17 protein-coding genes are annotated in these 19,214 nt (G+C 53.6%); 8 read left to right on the top strand and 9 right to left on the bottom strand.

Translation table 11 applies throughout. From position 1 onward, the window contains the following. Nucleotides 1-30 precede the first annotated feature (30 nt). Genes PJE062_RS04340 through cofG form a run of 7 tightly spaced genes read right to left on the bottom strand, consistent with a single transcriptional unit; the run spans nucleotide 31 to nucleotide 6,562 of the window. The gene (locus PJE062_RS04340) at nucleotides 31-1,065 is read right to left on the bottom strand and encodes a TIGR03842 family LLM class F420-dependent oxidoreductase (RefSeq protein WP_008547329.1); all 1,035 of its coding nucleotides are present in this window, start codon (nucleotides 1,063-1,065) and stop codon (nucleotides 31-33) included. Nucleotides 1,066-1,098: 33 nt separating this feature from the next. Then, the gene (npdG, locus tag PJE062_RS04335) at nucleotides 1,099-1,767 is read right to left on the bottom strand and encodes an NADPH-dependent F420 reductase (protein WP_008546587.1); all 669 of its coding nucleotides are present in this window, start codon (nucleotides 1,765-1,767) and stop codon (nucleotides 1,099-1,101) included. Further along, a complete protein-coding gene (gene cofE, locus PJE062_RS04330) occupies nucleotides 1,764-2,534 on the bottom strand; it encodes a coenzyme F420-0:L-glutamate ligase (protein WP_008547125.1) in 771 nt (256 codons plus the stop codon). Before cofE ends, npdG begins: the two co-directional genes overlap by 4 nt. Next, nucleotides 2,534-3,184 (bottom strand): 2-phospho-L-lactate guanylyltransferase, encoded by a 651-nt coding sequence (gene cofC / locus PJE062_RS04325; RefSeq protein ID WP_008546404.1) that lies wholly within the window; start codon nucleotides 3,182-3,184, stop codon nucleotides 2,534-2,536. The genes cofE and cofC overlap by 1 nt, the downstream gene beginning before the upstream one ends. Next, the gene (gene cofD, locus PJE062_RS04320) at nucleotides 3,181-4,155 is read right to left on the bottom strand and encodes a 2-phospho-L-lactate transferase (RefSeq protein WP_008546994.1); all 975 of its coding nucleotides are present in this window, start codon (nucleotides 4,153-4,155) and stop codon (nucleotides 3,181-3,183) included. The genes cofC and cofD overlap by 4 nt, the downstream gene beginning before the upstream one ends. Then, nucleotides 4,152-5,426 (bottom strand): 5-amino-6-(D-ribitylamino)uracil--L-tyrosine 4-hydroxyphenyl transferase CofH, encoded by a 1,275-nt coding sequence (gene cofH / locus PJE062_RS04315; RefSeq protein ID WP_008547104.1) that lies wholly within the window; start codon nucleotides 5,424-5,426, stop codon nucleotides 4,152-4,154. The genes cofD and cofH overlap by 4 nt, the downstream gene beginning before the upstream one ends. Beyond that, a complete protein-coding gene (gene cofG, locus PJE062_RS04310; protein WP_198136816.1) occupies nucleotides 5,423-6,562 on the bottom strand; it encodes a 7,8-didemethyl-8-hydroxy-5-deazariboflavin synthase CofG in 1,140 nt (379 codons plus the stop codon). The genes cofH and cofG overlap by 4 nt, the downstream gene beginning before the upstream one ends. A gap of 840 nt (nucleotides 6,563-7,402) precedes the next feature. Here cofG and PJE062_RS04305 point away from each other — a divergent pair. The 4 genes from PJE062_RS04305 (at nucleotide 7,403) to PJE062_RS04290 (ending at nucleotide 12,235) form a co-directional block, all read left to right on the top strand. After that, a complete protein-coding gene (locus PJE062_RS04305; RefSeq protein WP_008546730.1) occupies nucleotides 7,403-8,674 on the top strand; it encodes a Zn-dependent hydrolase in 1,272 nt (423 codons plus the stop codon). Between the two features lie 31 nt (nucleotides 8,675-8,705). Then, nucleotides 8,706-10,160, top strand: a complete 1,455-nt coding sequence (hydA, locus tag PJE062_RS04300; RefSeq protein WP_008547102.1) for a dihydropyrimidinase — start codon at nucleotides 8,706-8,708, stop codon at nucleotides 10,158-10,160. A gap of 210 nt (nucleotides 10,161-10,370) precedes the next feature. After that, nucleotides 10,371-11,870, top strand: coding sequence for an NCS1 family nucleobase:cation symporter-1 (locus PJE062_RS04295; RefSeq protein ID WP_008546312.1), 1,500 nt, complete (start codon nucleotides 10,371-10,373; stop codon nucleotides 11,868-11,870). 77 nt (nucleotides 11,871-11,947) lie between these two features. Then, nucleotides 11,948-12,235: a DUF1330 domain-containing protein gene (locus tag PJE062_RS04290; RefSeq protein ID WP_008546710.1), complete on the top strand. Its 288-nt coding sequence runs from the start codon at nucleotides 11,948-11,950 to the stop codon at nucleotides 12,233-12,235. Between the two features lie 77 nt (nucleotides 12,236-12,312). Here the strand turns inward: PJE062_RS04290 and PJE062_RS04285 are convergent, their stop codons facing one another. Continuing rightward, nucleotides 12,313-13,947, bottom strand: coding sequence for an AMP-binding protein (locus PJE062_RS04285; protein WP_008546313.1), 1,635 nt, complete (start codon nucleotides 13,945-13,947; stop codon nucleotides 12,313-12,315). A 59-nt stretch (nucleotides 13,948-14,006) separates the two neighbouring features. Beyond that, a complete protein-coding gene (locus PJE062_RS04280) occupies nucleotides 14,007-14,675 on the bottom strand; it encodes a TetR/AcrR family transcriptional regulator (RefSeq protein WP_008546516.1) in 669 nt (222 codons plus the stop codon). 133 nt (nucleotides 14,676-14,808) lie between these two features. Here PJE062_RS04280 and dctP point away from each other — a divergent pair, with 133 nt between their 5' ends. The 4 genes from dctP to PJE062_RS04260 are packed head-to-tail and all read left to right on the top strand — an operon-like array spanning nucleotide 14,809 to nucleotide 19,041. Next, nucleotides 14,809-15,807 (top strand): TRAP transporter substrate-binding protein DctP, encoded by a 999-nt coding sequence (gene dctP, locus PJE062_RS04275; protein WP_008546933.1) that lies wholly within the window; start codon nucleotides 14,809-14,811, stop codon nucleotides 15,805-15,807. Between the two features lie 52 nt (nucleotides 15,808-15,859). Further along, complete coding sequence (locus PJE062_RS04270) at nucleotides 15,860-16,348, top strand: TRAP transporter small permease (RefSeq protein ID WP_037035911.1); 489 nt, start codon at nucleotides 15,860-15,862, stop codon at nucleotides 16,346-16,348. Then, nucleotides 16,345-17,607, top strand: a complete 1,263-nt coding sequence (locus tag PJE062_RS04265) for a TRAP transporter large permease (protein WP_008546774.1) — start codon at nucleotides 16,345-16,347, stop codon at nucleotides 17,605-17,607. The genes PJE062_RS04270 and PJE062_RS04265 overlap by 4 nt, the downstream gene beginning before the upstream one ends. Before the next feature lie 12 nt (nucleotides 17,608-17,619). Then, nucleotides 17,620-19,041 carry an amidase gene (locus tag PJE062_RS04260; RefSeq protein WP_008547090.1) on the top strand — a complete coding sequence of 474 codons (1,422 nt, stop codon included), beginning with the start codon at nucleotides 17,620-17,622 and terminating at the stop codon, nucleotides 19,039-19,041. Nucleotides 19,042-19,214 lie beyond the last annotated feature (173 nt).

The raw sequence follows: 19,214 nt of genomic DNA, 5'->3' as shown, positions 1-19,214 counted from the left end.
CGAGCTCACGTGGAGCCCGGCCTGTTTTTATCAGCTGACAGCTTCCGGTGTTTTCGCGTTGTCCGCGTTAAAAGCCGGAATGATCTTTTCGCCATAGTCCGCGATGATCTTCTCTTCATCGCCGCTGTCCAGATAGATGTTGAATTGCGTGATGCCTGCATCCTTCAGCTTATTCAGCTTCTCGATGTGGTTCTCAGGTGGGCCAAGCACCGCAAAGCTCTCGACGATATCATCGGTAATGAAGTCCAGGAACGGGTTGTCGCTCTGACCGTGCTTGGAATAATCGTAACCACGACGGTTCTCGATGTAAGAGGTCAGAGAAGCTGGTACCTGATCGGTGTTAGAACCGTACTTCTCAACGATATCCGCCACGTGGTTGCCCACCATTGCTGGGAACCACTTGGTTTTCTCAATGCCTTCTTCCAGAGTACCTGTATGCGCTGGAGCAGCTGCCATGATGCCGAAGTTGCTCATGTCACGGCCAGCTTCTTCACCAGCTGCAACAGCCTGATCACCCAGCCATTTACAGATGCCTGGTTCTGCGATTTGCAGAATAAGACCATCACCAACGCGGCCAGCAGAGCTCAGTGCTTTCGGGCCATAAGCAGCAACCCAAACAGGCAGCTCATAGCCATCTGCCCAAGGGAACTTCACTGGCTCAGGGCATTCGCCGTATTGTGCTTCATCGCCGCGCACCAATGCTTTGACCACATGGGTGAACTCTTCCAGACGCTTCAGTGGCGCAGGCTTTTTGCCCATAACGCGCACAGCACTGTCACCACGGCCAAGGCCGATATCAAAACGACCACCGGACTGCTTGGCAAGGGAGCCAAACAAGCTGGCAGCATGAGACCAGTCACGGGTGTTTGGGTTGGTTACACAAGGTCCAAAGCGCATGTTTTTGGTGTGTTCCATGCACATTGCCATGGCCACGAAGCTCTCACGCCACAGAATATGGCTGTCATAGAACCAGCAGTATTTAAAGCCGGCATTTTCGGCCTGACGAACCAGCGCTTTTGCGCGATCAGGTTCCACAAACCCTTTAAAGCAAATACCAAAATCCATGTGTCTCTCCTCCACGAAAGTTAAGTTCTGGAATTAATGATCCGGTGCCCAGATGCGGATGCCCGCATGCGTAAATGGCACGGCTTTTGAAATATTCTGACGAATGAGAATTGGGGTGATCGCCTCAATGCAGCGTGCTGCTTTTGCATTGCCGCTGTTGTAGGTTGTCACATCCAGTTTATTGACCAGCTCCATCACCACCTTGCGGGCAGCAAGGCTGTCACCACAAACAAGGATGTCGCAGTTGATCGCCCAATCCAGATTGTTCAGTGTTGTGGCAGAAACATTGTGCAAAGCGCCTACAACAGGAATATCCGGGCCAAGCAACGCCTGAGCAGCCTCAGTGGCTGAGCCTTCTGGTGGCATTTCAACCGTCTTTGGATCACCCGGCGCCAGCGGCACAACAATGTCGATGAGGATCTTGCCAGAAAGATGCGGTTTCAGAGCTTCCAGCGTTGCATCATGTGCCACATAAGGCACAGCCAGCATTACGCATTCGGTGGATGCAGCCACAGCTTCTTCATTGCCCATACCTTCAATCTTTGCAGAGCCTTCCGGAAGCTTTGTCATAAGCTCATCAGCAATGTCCTTGCCGCGGGCCGCATCACGGGAGCCAAGTGCAACGGGCACCCCAGCCCGGGCAAACCTGAGCGCAAGCCCCTGACCCTGCGGCCCGGTTCCTCCGATAATCGCTAATGTCATCGGAACATGTCCTCCTTCTTCGATCTTATTAAATCCTGTGCTGAACTTGCTTCAAACGACCAGTTGAGCCCGCGAAACAGAACCACGGGTGTCTGTCCGGCCTTGCTGATCACCAATCCGGAGGCCGCTGCCAACTCATCTGCAAAGGCAGGCTCTGTCACACTGAGCAAGCGCCCATGCGCATCCGAGTTGCCTTGTTCTTTGATGGTGGCCGGAACACCTGCAAGGCCTACCGCCACATTCACCTGACCAAGCCGCCAGGGACGTCCAAATGTGTCGGTTATGGCAAAACCGATCTGCGCATTGAAGCGCTTGGAAAGGGCTTCCTGCATGCGGGCAGCGCTGGCATCGGGATCTTCCGGCAGCAAAATCAGCGTCTCATCCGCGCCGCTGTTGGATTCATCCACCGCGGCATTGGCGGAAATGAAGCCCAGACGATGCTCACAAATCATCGTTCCTTCATTCTGTGTTGGCCGCTTGAAATGACGAACCACACGCGCGCTTTCCTGCAGGATCACCTCAACCTTGCGGGGATCCTTGTTCAGCTCATCCGCATAACCTTGGGCTTCTTCAGAAGGGGTAACTTCCGCCAGATTGACAATGCGCCCCTCGGCCTTGGAGAAAATCTTGTGCGCCGAGGTCAGAACGTCTCCGTCCTGCAAGGAAAGACCAGCCGCTTCAATTGCATCACCAAGAATAACTGCCAGATCATCGCCCGGCTTGATCTCCGGAATGTTCGGAATCGCGTGTAAAGATAAAGTATGCATCAAACAGCTCTCCGGTCGCCATGTTTTGCAAGAAGCCGGGGCTGAAGGTCTGCTAGATCTTCCATATAGTCGATATCTTTTGAAAAGGAGGAGGAGGGGGCAATCACACAGTCCAGACCATGTTCCGCAGCCTGAGCCTGATGCTTCTGGAAAGAAGCATTGCCATAAGTGAAGGTGATCGCATCCGGTGGCGTCGCAATCAGCACGTTGGTGCCGTAGTCATGAGCAGGGCACAGCACGAGAGAACGCGGTGAACCTGCAAGGCTCAAAAGCCGCTCAAACTCATCAAAGTCAGGTGCAGCAATATCCGCTGGCAGAACGCAAAGCGTCTCATAATCATGAGCCTTAGCCCAAAGGGCTGCAGTCGTCAGCGCAGAGTTTAGCCCATCTTCCTGACCTTCAAGGATCAGATGAACAGAGCATTCGTTCACAGTACCTGCGATCTCAAGCGAACTGGTCACCACAGCAATATCAAAGGTTATGCTGCACTGTTTCTGCGCGTCCTGCAAAAAGCAAAGGGTCTGCGCGAACAGGTTCGCCGCCACAGTTGCGCGTTCAGTGGCATCAAGATGTGGCCCAAGACGAGACTTCGCTTTGGCAAAATCTTTCACCGGCACAACAACCAGCGTTTTAGGAGCTGATCCGGTCATGCGCTCAGCTCCTCGCCAGAGCGATCAACGACGCCGGAAATAGTAAGCAGCTCAGCAGCAAGCCTTACCTTGTCTTCCCGCGTCTTCATCAGGATTGCATCTTGTGACGTGCTCAGACCCAATCCGTTGATGGCAGAGATGTGCTGCTCATCCGCATGATCAATGACAAAGCAGTCCAGAAAATCAGCATAAATCTGCGCAACACCAAACGCCGTGGATTCGAAGCCAAGGGAGGCCAACATCCGGTCCGCTGGACCTTTCACAACGCCGCCATTAATGATGGGCGAAACACCAATCTTCGGGGCTTTCGCAGCCTTCACCGCTTCTAGAATGCCTGGAACCTTGAGGATCGGCAGAATGCTCACCAGCGGGTTGCTCGGTGCAATCACAATCAGATCAGCCTCTGCCAACACCTTCAGGGCTTCCTCGGTCGCATGAGCCTCTTCAATATGGTCGTAATGCAGCTCCCGAACCTCAGGGGCACAGCGCTCTTTGACAAAGTACTCCTGAAAACTCAGCCAACCCGCATCGGTTTTTACCCGTGTCTGCACCACATCATCCGTCGGCAGAATGAGGTCACAGGTCAGCCCAAAGCTCCTGGCGATATCCTGCGCAATCAGCGTCGGCCGATCGCCCTGGCGGCGGCGATGCGTGCGGTAGATGTGCAGACCGACATCGCGATCCCCCAGAGACATCCATGTATCGTCGCCAAGTTTGGAAAGTGTCTCCAGAGCGCGATGGCTCTCATCCGCCACACCCCAGCCTTGCTTGCGGTCAATCACGTCGGCCAGTGTGTAGGTGAGGGTGTCGATGTCCGGCGAAACCCAAAGGCCGTGGAAGGCATCATCATCGGCAATGTTGCCAATGATGGAGAGCTCCACATTCTCCAGATGATAAAGGCCTTCCGCCATCTTGGCGCCGCCAACACCACCGGCAATCAGGGTAACTTTAACAGGTGCGTTTTGCGTCATCCGGCACCTCCAACCACCTTTGCGGGAGCGCCATCCTCTTCTGTCAGGAAGCTGAGAAGAGTAGAGTTGGCGCGCGCAATCAGCGGTGCTTGTTGCTCTGGCAGGCCATCGGCAAAATCATTGATCACATCATAGACAGTATTGCGCTGGATCGGCTGACGGCCCGCATCCTGAATGATCTGGCACATCTCATGTGCGGTGATCTCCTGACCATGCGCTGCACCAGCAGAACGGGAGATGCTCTCGTTCATCAACGTGCCACCCAAATCATTAACCCCGCATTGCAGCAGATCAGAGGCAAACTCTGGTCCCAGCTTGGTCCATGACACCTGAATATTGTCGATCCAGCCATGTAGCATGATCCGAGAAACCGCATGCATCTTGCGTACTTCCAGATCTGTCGGGCCGGGGCGTACGTTCTTTGGATCAAGCGTATAAAGCGGGCTCTCTGAATGGACGAAACTCAACGGAACCAACTCCGTGAAACCGCCAGTTTCCTTCTGAATGTCGCGCAACAAGGCAATGTGTGCGGCCCAATGCTCAGGCCCATCAATATGGCCATACATAATGGTCGCCGTGGTGGGAATGCCCACCTCATGAGCGGCCTTGATGATCTCCACCCACTTCTCGGTGCTCAGCTTGTTGCGTGTCAGCTGCTGGCGAATGTCGGTATCCAGAATCTCTGCAGCCGTGCCGGGCAGGGAGCCAAGGCCGCAGTCTTTCAAATCCTGTAAAAACGCATGATAAGACTGTTTGGTCTTGGCCGCGCCATACCACACCTCAAACGGTGAAAACGCATGGATATGCATATCCGGCAGGGCTTTTTTGATCGCCAGAACAATCTCACGGTAGTAGGTGCCTTCCATCTTCGGATGCAGACCACCCTGAATGCAAACCTCTGTCGCGCCGCGATCCCAGGCTTCCTGCGCGCGAGCGACGATCTGCTCAGGCACCAGCCATTCCGCGTCGGGATCTTCCGTTCGCTTGGCAAATCCGCAGAACTTGCAGCCCATGTAGCAGATGTTGGTGAAGTTGATGTTCCGGTTGACCACAAAGCCAACCTTGTCGCCATTCACTCGCTGGCGCAGCGTGTCCGCCACATAGGCAATGGCTGGAAACTCTTGCGCCGGAGCGCGGAACAGGTGCTCACCATCTGCCTCTGAAATTTCAATGCCAGCCAGTGCCTTGCTCAAAATATCGTGTGTTGGTGCGCTAAGCTCATGTGAGCGCAAGGCATCACTGGCAGAGTGAGGGAAACTGTGAAGCGTCATAGGGAGCCTCCTGACTGAACTGCGGCGGAGGAACCCATTTGCTCCCAAAGCCCCTTGGATTTTGAAAGCACGACAGGATCCACAAACTCGGTCTTCTCACGCAGATAGCTCGGGTAGACGGTCAACCGCTCCTCCAGCTTCTGCCCGGCTTGCTGCGTTGACTGGGCCAGCTCGTCAATCACAGGCCAGCGATGCTGCGGGTTGATGAAATCAATGGTCACCGGAGAAATTCCGCCCCAGTCATTGATGCCAGCGCTCAGGTACTCCATATGCCGTTCGCTCAGGTTCGGCGGTGCTTGCAGGCTGATGTCTGGCGACAGGATCAGGCGCGCAACGGCAAGCGTGCGCAGCATGTCATCCAGTGATGGCTCCGGATGGTTCTCCATTCCGATTCCTGGCTTGCGCTGGAAGTTCTGGATGATCACTTCCTGAATATGCCCGTGACGTGCATGGCTTTCGTTGATCGCCTCCAGCGCCTCAATACGCTCTTCCCACGTCTCGCCAATGCCAATCAGCAAGCCAGTGGTGAACGGGATCTTCTTCTGACCAGCCCGCTCCAATGTCCGCAAACGCTGAACCGGTGCTTTGTCCGGGCACCCATAGTGCGGTTGGCCCTTCTTCATCAAGCGGCGACTGGTCGTCTCAAGCATCATGCCCATGGAAGCTGCATAGGGGCGAAGCTGATCAATTTCCTCGTCGCTCAGCGTACCTGCATTCACGTGGGGCAGGAGGGTTGTTTCCCGCAAAACCATCTCGCAGACATCCGCTAGATAGCTGACCATGGACCCGTAACCCAGCTGTGCCAGCGCAGCTTTTGCTTGCTCGTAACGCAGCTCGGGCTTCTCACCCAGGCTGAAGAGAAGCTCTTTGCAGCCGGTCTCTTCACCTTGGCGCGCAGTCCGCGTCACCTGCTCAGGTGTCATGATGTTGGCTTCGGGCGAGCTGGGGTGTTTGACAAATGTGCAATACGTACATGTATCGCGGCACATGTTTGTCAGCGGTACAAAAACTTTACGGGAGTAGGTGACAGTATCGCCCCAATACTGGCGCTTTACTGTAGCGGCCTGTTGCATCAGATCCCGAAGATCTGAGCCTCGCACTTCCCCCAGGTGTCGCGCTTGGTCAGCAGTCAGCATAATTTTTTACCTCTCGGTCAAAAAAATATCTGCAACTATCAGTTAGTCAAGCGTGAAATATCTCTTGGGTAGAATAATTATGCTGCAATGCAAATAAAACAAGCACAATAAAAGGCGTATTTGAGCAAAGAAAATCTTTATTTTGCAATGCATTCTGTAAAGTTGCTCTGCAATATTTATGAAGTTTAAGCTCATTTGCGCAAAAGTTTAGCAGTACATGCAAAAATATGCACCTTTCCAGATTGCTATTTTTTTTTGTAAGCAAATGAGGAGGTTTTGATTCCGATAGATCGGATATTTTCATCGAAAAAACTTAGGAACCTGTGGAGTTTTCTTGTCTGCAATACGCTTATTGTCTGGATTTGGCAGGGCTTCTAAGTGTTTTACCTATTGGAATATCAGGAGAATTTTTGAAGTTGGCTGGTGAAATTGATCCATTTTTGAAGGTGGGTTGACAGATAATTGACTGTTTGGTCCAATTTACCCCAAGTTTTGGGAGGGGAATATCCAAGATTTAAGCTGAGTTAAGCTGTTGCAAGAGCGAAAGATCTCTGCAAACTACATCTATCTGTTCCAAATGGGAAAAATAACCCTGCGGGAAATCTAGAAGATTGAATTTTTGACATAATTTGCCTGCAACCTGTCTTTACGCGGTTGCAAACCGTCAGGCATGTCAAAAAAGAGATAGAGCTTGAATCCTGCGAATATCCTCATCGGTTTTATCAGTTTTATGCTCCCTCGGGAGATTAAATAACGACAGCTAACCCGTTGTATTTCAGAAGAATATTTCTCGGGTAAGTTAAATAAAACGGCGTTGAAAAGACGTTATCGGAGAGACCTATGAGTAAACTTGGCTCAAATCATCGTATTAATGGTGACAGACTGTGGCGTAGCCTGATGGATATGGCCCAGATCGGACCCGGCGTCCGTGGTGGCAACAACAGGCAAACGCTGACAGATGAAGATGCCGAGGGCCGTAAGCTTTTCACCAGCTGGTGTGAAGCCGAAGGCATGACAATGCACGTCGACACAATGGGCAACATGTTCGCCCGCCTAGAAGGGGAAGACCCAAGTCTCGATCCGATTATGATTGGTTCTCACCTGGATACGCAGCCGACCGGCGGCAAGTATGATGGTGTGCTTGGCGTACTCGCAGGTCTGGAAGTGATCCGCTCTATCCGTGAGCGTGGTATCAAAACCAAACGTCCAATCGAAGTGGTCAACTGGACCAATGAAGAGGGCACCCGCTTTGCCCCGGCCATGCTGGCCTCCGGCGTGTTTGCAGGCATGCATACGCAGGATTGGGCTTATGATCGTGAAGATGCGGAAGGCAAGAAGTTCGGTGATGAACTCAAACGCATTGGTTATGTGGGTGAAGAGCCTGTTGGCCAGCGCAAGCTGCATGCCATGTTTGAGCTTCACATCGAGCAGGGGCCAATCCTCGAAATTGAGGAGAAGGACATTGGCGTTGTCACCCATGGTCAGGGTCTCTGGTGGCTGCAGGTCACTTTGACAGGTAAGGACAGCCACACCGGCTCAACCCCAATGCCAATGCGCAAAAACGCAGGTCTGGGCATGGCACGCATCACAGAGCTGGTGCACCAGATCGCCATGGAAAACCAGCCGGAAGCTGTAGGCGCTATTGGTCACTGCGATGTCTATCCAAACAGCCGCAACGTGATCCCGGGTAAAACCGTCTTCACCATCGATTTCCGTTCCCCACATCAGGACGTTCTGGATGGCATGAAAGCCAAGCTGGAAGCTGAAGCGCCAAAAATCGCAGAAGAACTCGGCCTCGGCATTGAGATTGAAGCAGTTGGTCACTTTGATCCAGTCACCTTCGATGAAGGCTGTGTCACCGCTGTACGCAACGCAGCTGAGCGTCTGAACTATTCCCACCGCAACATCATCTCCGGCGCAGGCCACGATGCCTGCTGGATCAACCGTGTTGCGCCAACGGCCATGATCATGTGCCCATGTGTGGATGGTCTGAGCCACAATGAAGACGAAGAAATTTCAAGAGAGTGGGCAACTGCAGGTGCCGACGTACTGTTCCATGCAGTGCTTGAGTATGCCGAGATCGAGCAGGATACCACAGAGCCAGCCGAATAACCCTTAGATTTGAAAGAGTTGAGAGACCAAAATGTCTACAGTGATTAAAGGCGGCACGATTGTAACTGCCGATAGAACTTACAAGTCTGATGTCCTCGTAGATGGTGGCAAGATCATCGAAATCGGCGAGAACCTCTCCGGTGACGAAACGCTGGATGCCTCTGGCTGTTACGTCATGCCGGGCGGTATTGACCCGCACGTGCATCTGGAAATGCCGTTCATGGGAACGCATTCCGCAGACAACTTCGAGATCGGCACAAGAGCAGGGCTTGCGGGCGGCACCACCATGGTGGTGGATTTCTGTCTGCCAGAGCCGGGCCAGTCCATGATGGAAGCACTTGCCATCTGGCAGCAAAAATCCGGCGCAGCCTGTTCTGACTATTCCTACCACATGGCTGTGACCTGGTGGGGCGAGCAGGTCTTTAATGAAATGCAGGAAGTGGTTGATCGCGGCATCAACACCTTCAAGCACTTCATGGCCTATAAAGGCGCACTAATGGTGGATGATGACGAAATGTTCGCCTCCTTCCAACGCTGTGCAGCCCTTGGCGCAATGCCGCTTGTGCATGCCGAAAACGGTGATGTGGTCGCCACCATGCAGCAAAAACTGCTGGCGGAAGGCAACAACGGACCAGAAGCGCACTCATACTCCCGCCCACCAGAGGTGGAAGGCGAGGCAGCCAACCGCGCTATCATGATCGCGGATATGGCAGGTGTACCGCTCTACATCGTGCACACCAGCTGTGAGCAGGCCCATGAAGCTATTCGTCGTGCCCGCCAGAAGGGTATGCGTGTCTATGGTGAGCCGCTGATCCAGCACCTGACACTGGATGACAGTGAATACTCCAACCCAAGCTGGGATCATGCCGCACAGCGCGTCATGTCTCCTCCATTCCGCAACAAACAGCATCAGGACAGCCTCTGGGCTGGCTTGCAGTCTGGTTCCTTGCAGGTGGTGGCAACAGACCATTGTGCCTTCACAATGGAGCAGAAGCGGTTCGGCGTCGGCGACTTCACTAAAATCCCGAACGGCACTGGCGGCTTGGAAGACCGCATGCCAATGCTCTGGTCAACCGGTGTGCGCACTGGCCGCCTGACCATGAACGAGTTTGTAGCTGTCACTTCCACCAATATCGCCAAGATCCTGAATATGTATCCTAAAAAGGGTGCAATTTTGGAAGGGGCGGACGCAGACATCGTTGTCTGGGATCCTAACCGCTCAAAAACAATCACTGCAGCCAACCAGCAGTCCTGCGTTGAGTACAACGTGTTCGAAGGCAGGGAAGTGGTCGGTCTGCCGCGCTTCACACTCACCCGCGGCAAGGTCGCGATTGAGGAAAGCACGGTCAAGACTGAACCTGGTCACGGTGAGTTCGTTGGTCGCGAGCCAAATGCTCCGGTCGGCGCAGCTCTGTCAAAGTGGAAAGAAATCACAGCGCCGCGCAAAGTTGAGCGTCGGCCAGAATTGATGCCAGCAGGCGTATAAGCCTGACCACAGAGCGAACGGCGTATCTCCGAAAAGAGGGCACTGGCTTTCGGAACCAGATGCGCCTGGAAGCAATAATTAGAGCATGTCGCGGGCTTGAGAGCGCTGCGATATGCCATCAGGCCCACGTGGGGTACGCGGGCTGGTCATTAATCGCAGCGGTATTTTTAGAGGGGATTTGCTGCTTTTAAGCTGAGGGGGTAAAACTCAATGTCGGATTCAACTCTAGGCTCAACCGGGAATGTAGTACCGGACGAGTTTGGTATTATCCATCAGGAACTTGTCGGAATTGATGCCGATCTTTACAACGAAGATCAGTTGCCAACCGCACCTGTTGCACGCACATGGAACTGGGTTTCCATTTCCGCGCTCTGGGTCGGTATGGTGGTCTGTATCCCAACTTATTTGCTCGCGTCCTATCTGATTGGCGCAGGCATGAGCTGGGATCAGGCGGTCATGACAATCCTGCTCGCCAACGCGATCGTTCTCATTCCAATGGTTCTGATCGGCCATGCAGGCACCAAGTACGGTATTCCGTTCCCGGTCCTGCTGCGCTCGTCCTTCGGTCCAGCTGGCGCGAAATTTCCAGCTGTTGCCCGCGGTATCGTAGCCTGCGGTTGGTTCGGTATTCAGACATGGGTTGGCGGTTCCGCGATCTATGTGATCCTGAACACGCTCATGGGCGGAGGCCTTGCAGGTGATCCGCTGCCAATCCTCGGCATCAACGCAGGCCAGTTTGCCTGCTTCATGGCGTTCTGGGCACTGCACCTGTACTTCATCAAAAATGGCACAGAATCCATCCGCTGGCTGGAAACCTATGCAGCACCATTCTTGCTCGCAATGGGTCTGGCTCTGCTGGCATGGGCATACGTCAACGCAGGTGGTTTCGGCGCAATGCTCTCCACGCCAAGCCAGTTTGCTGAAGGTCAGCCGAAGGAAGGCCAGTTCTGGTCCGTCTTCTGGCCAAGCCTGACAGGCATGGTTGGCTTCTGGGCAACACTTGCTCTGAACATTCCTGATTTTACGCGTTATGCGAAGAGCCAGAAAGACCAGTTCATGGGACAGGCGATCGGCCTTCCAATCCCAATGGCACTGTTTGCGTTCATCGCGTCTGCTGTGACGTCTGCAACTGTTGTGATCTTCGGGGAAGCCATCTGGGATCCAATTGCGCTGGCCGAGAAGATGGGCGGCATGAGCATCATCATCGCTCTGTTCGCACTCATCGTTGCAACGCTGACAACCAACCTGGCAGCAAACGTTGTGGCTCCGGCACACGGGTTCTCCAACCTGGCACCAAAAGCCATCAACCTGCGCATGGGTGGTTACATCACCGCAGCGATTGGTCTGGTGATGTTCCCATGGATCCTCGTGAACCACATCATCGGCTGGCTGATTGCATACTCAGCGCTGCTGGGTCCAATCGCAGGTGTGATGCTGGCAGACTACTACCTGCTGCGCAAAACCAAGCTCAACGTGGAAGATCTGTTCAAGCACAACGGCATCTATGCTGGTTCCAACGGCTGGAACTGGGCAGGCGTGCTGGCGCTGGTCATCGGTATCCTGCCAAACCTTCCAGGCTTCCTGGCGGGCGTAGGCCTCACTGGTCCGGCATCTCCACTGTTCGCAACCATCTACACATACGCTTGGTTCGTCGGCCTGTTCGTGGCTGGCATCGCTTATCTTGCTCTGGCAAAAATCCTGAACAAGTAACAGCGAACTAAGCTAAATAACGAGAAGAGGGGGCGGCGTATCAAGCGCCGCTTCCTCCTGTTTTAAAGGAAGAGAAAATGCCAAAAGCCTATTGGGTCGCTCACGTCACAGTCACAGATCCTGAGCCATACAAGCTCTATGCAGACGGAGCCTCTGCCGCTTTCAAAAAGTACAACGCCAACGTTCTGGCGCGCGGCGGTAAGTTTGAGGATCTGGAAGGCACCAACCATCCCCGCAATGTAGTCATCGAGTTTGCTGATATGGAAACCGCGATGGCTTGCTACAACAGCGAAGAGTATCAGGCAGCCAAAAAACATCGCGAAAACGCTGGCATTGCCAACATCATCATTGTGGAAGGCGCATAACGCACACCATACCAGATGAAACGAAAAAAGCCGCAGCGATCAAACTGCGGCTCTTTTTATGTCGTCTGACAGGAAACTTACTTGTCCCGCAGCTCACGGCGCAGGATTTTACCCACGGTGGATTTTGGCAGCTCTTCCAAAAACTCCACGTGTTTCGGCACTTTATAGGCCGCCATCGCTTTATGGCAGTATTCCTGAACCGCTTCCGGCGTCACATCCTCACTGCTGCGCACCACAAAGGCCTTCACAGCCTCACCAGTCCGCTCATCGGATGTTCCTGCAACGGCGACCTCAACCACGCCCGCGATCTCGGCAATCACTGCCTCAACCTCAGCCGGATAAACGTTGAAGCCGGACACAAGCACCATGTCCTTCTTCCGTTCCACGATCTTGAAGTTGTTGCGCTGGTCCATGATCGCGATATCACCGGTGCGGAAGAACCCATCCGGGGTCATCACAGCAGCTGTTGCATCCGGCTTGCGCCAGTATCCCTGCATGATCTGCGGGCCGCGCGCGCAAAGCTCGCCCGGCTGGCCAAGCGGAACTTCATTGTCCTCCGCATCCAGCAACTTGATCTCCGTCATCGGCATGGACTGGCCGACAGTCTCGGTAAACTCGGTGCTGTCAAACGGGTTCACGGACAGGATTGGCGACGTCTCACTCAGGCCATAGCCTTCAATGATGTGATGGCCGGTCACCTGCTTCCATCTATCCGAAATCGCCCGCTGAATGGCAGAGCCACCACCCATGGCGAACTTGTAGTTGCTGAAGTCCAGCTCATCAAAGCCCGGCGTATGCAAAAGGCCATTGAAGAGCGTATTCACACCGGTAATGACACTGAACTTCCAGTTCTTCAGCTCACCCACAAACCCCGGCATGTCTCGCGGGTTGGTGATCAGGACGTTCTGAGAGCCAAGCCAGTAGAACGACAGGCAGTTCACCATCAACGCGAAGATATGATAGAGCGGCAGCGCCGTGATCACGATCTCTTCGCCCGCCCGCATAAAGCCATCAGTCGCCGCATCAAACTGCGCAATGTTTGCTACCAGATTGCCATGGCTGAGCGCGGCACCTTTGGATAGGCCAGTTGTGCCGCCTGTATACTGCAGGTAAATCAGATCGCTTGGATTGATTTGCGGGGGCGTAAACTCCAGCTGCTCGCCCTTCGCAAGCACGTCTTTGACCGTCAAACGATCCGCAAACATCTCATGCGCAGGCGGCGAGGGCATATCCACCCCGGTGGCATCTCCCACATTCGCGATTAGCACATTCTTGATCGGCGTATCAGCAACCACTTCTGCCAGAGTTGGGCTGGAGCCTGAGAAAATGAAGATGGTATCCGTATCCGCATCATTCAATTGATGTTTCAACTCGCGCGGTGTGTAGAGAGGGTTGACGTTCACCTGCACAAGTCCGGCGCGCAATATGCCGAACATGATAACCGGAAACGCCAGAATATTCGGTAGCATAATGGCGACGCGGTCGCCTTTTTTCAGGCCCAGCTCATTCTGCAAATAGGCAGCAACTGCGCGTGACTTCTCATCAACATCTTTAAATGTAAGTGACTGACCAAAGTTGGTGAAGGCTACATTATCTGCGAAGCGGCCATTTGCCTCCTCAAATATTTCCACGACAGATCTGTAGCCATTCACGTTGATTGGCTTGGTAAATACAGTAGGTGTCCACGCTGGAGCACTAAGTGTATCAGTCATAATTCCTCCCAAAATTAAAACTTATACGCGTATATTAGAATATTCTTTCAGCTTACGCTTTAGGAATATCGGTCATCCTTCAATATCTGATGGATTTTCTCTTTTTGGCTCTCAAACTCTTTTGATGGAGTACGCCCCAGCACGCCCATAGCGGCCAGGAAGAGCATGTCGACCATCGCTTGAGACCCAAAATGGGCAGGGCCTGCATCACGGATCGCCTGATTGGCCGTAAAGCCAGTGATCAGCTGAATCGCCTGACGCACCTGAAGCTCCCAATCTTCAAAAGGGATCTCATCTTTATAAGGCTCACAGAGGGTCAGAATACGCTCTGCAGTGGCCAGAGTCAGCTGTTGGAATCGCTTCCAGGTTTCAGGCTCTTTGGCGGAAACTTCATGGGCAGCACGGTAAAGCCCGACATTTTCCTGAAGCAGTTGCTGGTTCAGGGCTGTGACAAAGTAAATGGTGCTCTCCAAAGACCCCAACGGGTCCTGCAAGTCCTGAATAAGGCCTTGCGCATGCTCCTCGTATATTTCAAAAAGGCGCTCGAACAACATCTCTTTGTTCTTGAATCGAAAGTAAAAATTGCCCGTTGAAGAGCCCGCGAGTTGAACGATATCTGAAACCCGCGCCCGTGCCACACCTTCCTTGGCAAAAATCGTTTTTGCAGCTTGCAGGAAATTCTGCTCCGCCTCATAGCCTCGTTTTTGTTTTGGCTTATAAGATTTCATTTTACACTCAAACTAGACGATAAGTTCTGTTTTTGATAATGAGAATAGAGTTGCCAAACTATAGCATCTCTCAGGTTGGGGCCACCGATAATAGCAGAATGCATGTGTGATTTGGGAACATATAGGGGGGACGATGAAAATACATGGTTTATTGCTGGGTGCTGCCGCATCTATCGTTGCGTCAGTTGGGGGCGCTGAAGCCGCGAAAGAACTGAAGTTTGCAACAAGTGCACCTCTGGGTACCCCTTGGGTAAAACATGTTGATGCCATCGCCGAAAAGATCAGCACAAATTCTGAAGGTGAAATAAGCGCGAAATTATTTCATGCAGGCCAGCTCGGCACTGAACCTGTGATGGTTCAAAAGACCATTCGCGGACGTATTGATATTCTCGGCTCTTCCATGACTGCGTTTTCAACTGTGGTGCCCGAAATGGCGCTCATGGGCGTCCCGTTCTTATGGGACAGTTATGCCCAGATCGATTGCGCCATGGACAAGCACCTCACATCTGTTTTTGAACCGCTTTTTGAAAAGAAAGGCCTGAAGTTCCTCCAATGGAATGAACTCGGCTGGATCCACGCATTCGGAACTAAACCGCTGGTCACGCTGGATGATGTCAAAGGCGTCAAAGTGCGGGCCGCTCCTGCAAAATACTCCGCCAACTTCTGGCAGGGCATGGGTGCAAACGGGGTTGTGTTGCCATTGGCGGAAACCCCATCTGCCATCCAGACCGGAATGGTGGAGGGCGGAACACTGCCAGCCATGACCTATGTGGCCATGGGCATGGGCAAATTGGCACCCCATCTCACTCTTTCCGCCCACCTGCATCAGTCTGGCGCGCTCGTTATGAGCATGCGCACCTGGAAGAAGCTGAGCGCAACGGAGCAGGAGAGCATCACCAACGCACTGGTGCCTGTTCAGGGCTTGCGGGATGAAGTGCGCAATATGGCGGACGGCATGGTCGCAGGTTTTCAGGAAAACGGTGGTCACGTCCATAAGCTGTCAGCGGAACAGCGCGAATCTTGGAAGACAGCCGTTGTGCCACTGCGAGAGCAGTTGGTCAGCTCAATTGGTGGTCAGGCAGAAGAAATCTGGCCGAAAATTCTGGAGGCAAGACAAGCCTGCACACTTTGACTTGAACCAGAAAGGAAGAGCCCGCCCGTTTTAAGGGCTCTTTTCATTTTGCATGAAGCGATTTTTCCATCTGCTCTACCGCTTTGAAGCGACCTTTGCGGCACTGGCCTACATCATTGTTGTGGTAGCCATGCTGGCAGATGTGGTCGCGCGTGAGTTCTTTGAGACCTCGTTGATGCACAGCAGCAAAATCGCTTTGTTTTCCGCCATATTTGCAGGCATGCTTGGCTTGGGGCTGGCAACGTCCTCCGGCACCCACATCCGCCCCAAGTTCACGGATAATGTGCTGCCACACGCATGGCAGGCCCTGCTGCAAAAACTGGGAGATGTCTTGAGCGGATGCCTCTTCCTGCTTGCTGGCTACATCTCTTTTGAGCTTGTACGCTCGTCCTATGAGATTGGCTTTCTCGTGCCCGTTGTGGATTGGCCACTGTGGTGGTTCCAAACCATCATGCCCTACGCCTTCTATTCCAATGCGCTCCGCCATTTTGGCTTTGCCGTGATGCCCTCGTTGAAACCAGCGGAGGCTGATCTGGAATGAGCACCGCTGTCCTTCTAACACTCGCTGTCATCCTCATGCTGGTCTTGCGCCAGAACCTGATCGTGATCCTGATGGTTCTGGGCGGTGCTGTGCAGCTGTTTTACAGCGACGGCGAGCTGATGTTCATGGCAGAGGACTTCTGGGCGGCACTGGACCGTGAGGCGCTGCTCTCAATCCCGGTCTTCCTGCTTTGCGGGTCCATCATGAGCCGCGGTGCCATCGCAGAGCGTCTTGTAAATGTGCTAAAGCAGCTCACCGGCTCGCTGTCCGGCGGCCTTGGGGTGGCAACTATTTTGTCCTGCGCCTTCTTTGCAGCGATTTCCGGCTCTTCAATGGTCACACTGCTGGCCGTGGGCACGGTTCTTTATCCAGCTTTGAAGGAGCAGGGGTACTCAACCCCATACGCCCTTGGAGCGCTCTCCAGTGCAGGCACACTGGGTGTCGTTATTCCGCCCAGTATCCCGATGATCATCTACGGACTGGTTACGGAAACGTCGATCACCGACATGTTCCTGGCTGGTATTGTTCCGGGGTTGCTGCTCACACTCATTCTGGCCTCTTACTCGGCATGGGTGAACAGAACCATACCGCGCATTGGTTTTGACCTAGCAGAGGCAGGCTCAGCCATATCCAATGGCGTCTGGTCATTGCTCATGCCCGTCATTCTGCTCGGCGGCATCTACTCCGGCTACTTCACCGCAACTGAAAGCGCGGCCATTGCATTGGCATATGCGCTCGCTGTTGAGCTGTTCATCTATAAGGAACTGACGCTATCGCAGCTTTGGGACGCTGTCATTCACACCACCCAGTTACTCGGTGGTCTACTGCCCATTGTCGCCATCGCAGCAACTCTGAACATGGTGCTGACCACCGAGCAGGTGCCGGGCCAGCTGGCAGATTGGTTGTCTGCCCATGTTGAGGAGAAATGGCTCTTCCTGATTGGCCTCAATATCCTGCTCCTGCTGGTTGGTTTCTTTATGGAAATCATCTCAGCACTGCTGATCATGGCACCGATCCTGCTACCCGTTGCCGTCGCTTACGGCATCGATCCGGTGCATCTGGGCATCATCATGATCATCAATCTGGAGATTGGCCTGCTTACGCCGCCCGTCGGCATCAACCTTGTGGTGGCCTCGCAGGCCTTCAAAGAAAGCTTCTGGACAGTCACCAGATCTATCGTGCCGTTTGTCCTGCTTATGCTCATTGTACTGCTGCTCGTCACTTTCCTGCCAGAACTCTCCTTGATCTTCGTTAGCTGAGGAACCTGCAAAATGACCGACAACATCTTTAAACTGACAGCTACCGAAGTTGCAGCCGCGATCCGCAACCGCCAGATTTCCAGCGCTGAGGTGATTGATCAGCATCTGGCCCGCATAGATGAAAAAGCTCATCTGAATGCAGTGACCACCAGATATGACGATAAGGCCCGTAAAGCAGCTGAACTGGCAGATCAGGCCATTGAACGCGGTGATGAACTTGGCCCACTCCACGGCGTACCCGTGACTATCAAGGAAAATGTTGATCAGGAAGGTGCTTCAACCAACAACGGTGTCAAAGCCTTCGCAGGCCTGATCGCCAAACAGGATGCACCTCTGGTCGAGCGCCTGAAACGGGCAGGGGCCATCCCCATTGGCCGCACCAACACGCCGGAAATGTCGTGGCGCTTCCATACAGACAACGTCTTGTTCGGCCAGACATTGAACCCGTGGAACCCGGCTCTCACGCCGGGCGGTTCAAGCGGCGGAGCAGGCAGCTCACTAGCTGCTGGCATCGGCTATATCGCCCACGGCTCAGACCTTTCGGGCTCCATCCGCCTGCCAGCTTTTTGCTGCGGCGTCCTCGGCCTGCGTCCATCCCACGGCCGCATACCGTTTTACAACGCCACCAGCCCGGCAGAGCGCCCCATGACCATCCAGCTGTCATCCGCCCAGGGCCCGCTCGCACGATCCGTCGATGACCTCAAACTCGCCTACGATGTCATGCGTGGTTATTCTGATCTGGATACGTGGTCTCTGCCAGACATGGACGAGGATAAGTCCTATCCCAACACCGTCGCACTCATCACACCGCCTGATGCCGATCCGAAAATTAACGAGGTGCTGAAACAGGCTGGAGAGGTGTTGGCGCAGCGGGGATACAAGGTGGAGAGCAGCTCAATTGACTTCATTCAGGAGGCCTTCGACCGCTACTCTTCTTTGCTGATCACCGAAGTGGCGCTGCAAAAAGAGACAATCATCGACAAGTTCGCCTCAGAGCAGCTGCGCACCGTGTTTGAGTACTATACACAACTATCCCCGCCCATGGACTATCACGGCTATGCACGCGCTTTGGCCTCCAGATCCCACTACCACCGCCTGATTGACCAATTTCAACGCAAATATCCCGTAATCATTGCACCCGTTTGCACAAAAAACGCATTTGAGGCAGGCGCCGACGTCAAATCGGTTGGAAGCCTTGAAGAGATCATAAAAACAACCACTTACCTCGGATCGATGAATTTCCTCGACCTGCCGTCCATGAGTGTCCCAAGCAAAGAGAAACACGAGGGCATCCCAATCGGCATCCAACTCATTGGCCCGCGCTACGGCGAAGAGTATTTATTCAAAACTGCTAAAGTACTGGAGCGAAACGGCTTTATCTCTTCACAGCTGGCAGGTGAAGACGCTGCGTCAAGCATGGCAGATACTGCGTAACTTCCCTCATTTGCCGTGGTTTCCGGAAATTTAGAATAGAAAACGGGAAGAAATAGACGCCGCCGCCCCATAGGTTTTGCTCAAAGGTGAGCTGCAGGACGTTCGTCTCAAGGCTTTCCGGTTATCCCCTCAAGAACTATGCAACCTGAAGCGCTGGCGAGCCCTTCGGGAAA

This window comes from Pseudovibrio sp. JE062 (assembly GCF_000156235.1).
Taxonomy (GTDB): domain Bacteria; phylum Pseudomonadota; class Alphaproteobacteria; order Rhizobiales; family Stappiaceae; genus Pseudovibrio.
Note: the sequence above shows the minus strand (reverse complement) of the source record. Positions and strands in the feature narration are given on the sequence as shown.

Excerpts from the sequence above, each read along its gene's own strand:
- PJE062_RS04340 (WP_008547329.1), bottom strand. The coding sequence starts at position 1,065 with ATGGATTTTGGTATTTGCTTTAAAGGGTTTGTGGAACCTGATCGCGCA.
- npdG (WP_008546587.1), bottom strand. The coding sequence starts at position 1,767 with ATGACATTAGCGATTATCGGAGGAACCGGGCCGCAGGGTCAGGGGCTT.
- cofE (WP_008547125.1), bottom strand. The coding sequence starts at position 2,534 with ATGCATACTTTATCTTTACACGCGATTCCGAACATTCCGGAGATCAAG.
- cofC (WP_008546404.1), bottom strand. The coding sequence starts at position 3,184 with ATGACCGGATCAGCTCCTAAAACGCTGGTTGTTGTGCCGGTGAAAGAT.
- cofD (WP_008546994.1), bottom strand. The coding sequence starts at position 4,155 with ATGACGCAAAACGCACCTGTTAAAGTTACCCTGATTGCCGGTGGTGTT.
- cofH (WP_008547104.1), bottom strand. The coding sequence starts at position 5,426 with ATGACGCTTCACAGTTTCCCTCACTCTGCCAGTGATGCCTTGCGCTCA.
- cofG (WP_198136816.1), bottom strand. The coding sequence starts at position 6,562 with ATGCTGACTGCTGACCAAGCGCGACACCTGGGGGAAGTGCGAGGCTCA.
- PJE062_RS04305 (WP_008546730.1), top strand. The coding sequence starts at position 7,403 with ATGAGTAAACTTGGCTCAAATCATCGTATTAATGGTGACAGACTGTGG.
- hydA (WP_008547102.1), top strand. The coding sequence starts at position 8,706 with ATGTCTACAGTGATTAAAGGCGGCACGATTGTAACTGCCGATAGAACT.
- PJE062_RS04295 (WP_008546312.1), top strand. The coding sequence starts at position 10,371 with ATGTCGGATTCAACTCTAGGCTCAACCGGGAATGTAGTACCGGACGAG.
- PJE062_RS04290 (WP_008546710.1), top strand. The coding sequence starts at position 11,948 with ATGCCAAAAGCCTATTGGGTCGCTCACGTCACAGTCACAGATCCTGAG.
- PJE062_RS04285 (WP_008546313.1), bottom strand. The coding sequence starts at position 13,947 with ATGACTGATACACTTAGTGCTCCAGCGTGGACACCTACTGTATTTACC.
- PJE062_RS04280 (WP_008546516.1), bottom strand. The coding sequence starts at position 14,675 with ATGAAATCTTATAAGCCAAAACAAAAACGAGGCTATGAGGCGGAGCAG.
- dctP (WP_008546933.1), top strand. The coding sequence starts at position 14,809 with ATGAAAATACATGGTTTATTGCTGGGTGCTGCCGCATCTATCGTTGCG.
- PJE062_RS04270 (WP_037035911.1), top strand. The coding sequence starts at position 15,860 with ATGAAGCGATTTTTCCATCTGCTCTACCGCTTTGAAGCGACCTTTGCG.
- PJE062_RS04265 (WP_008546774.1), top strand. The coding sequence starts at position 16,345 with ATGAGCACCGCTGTCCTTCTAACACTCGCTGTCATCCTCATGCTGGTC.
- PJE062_RS04260 (WP_008547090.1), top strand. The coding sequence starts at position 17,620 with ATGACCGACAACATCTTTAAACTGACAGCTACCGAAGTTGCAGCCGCG.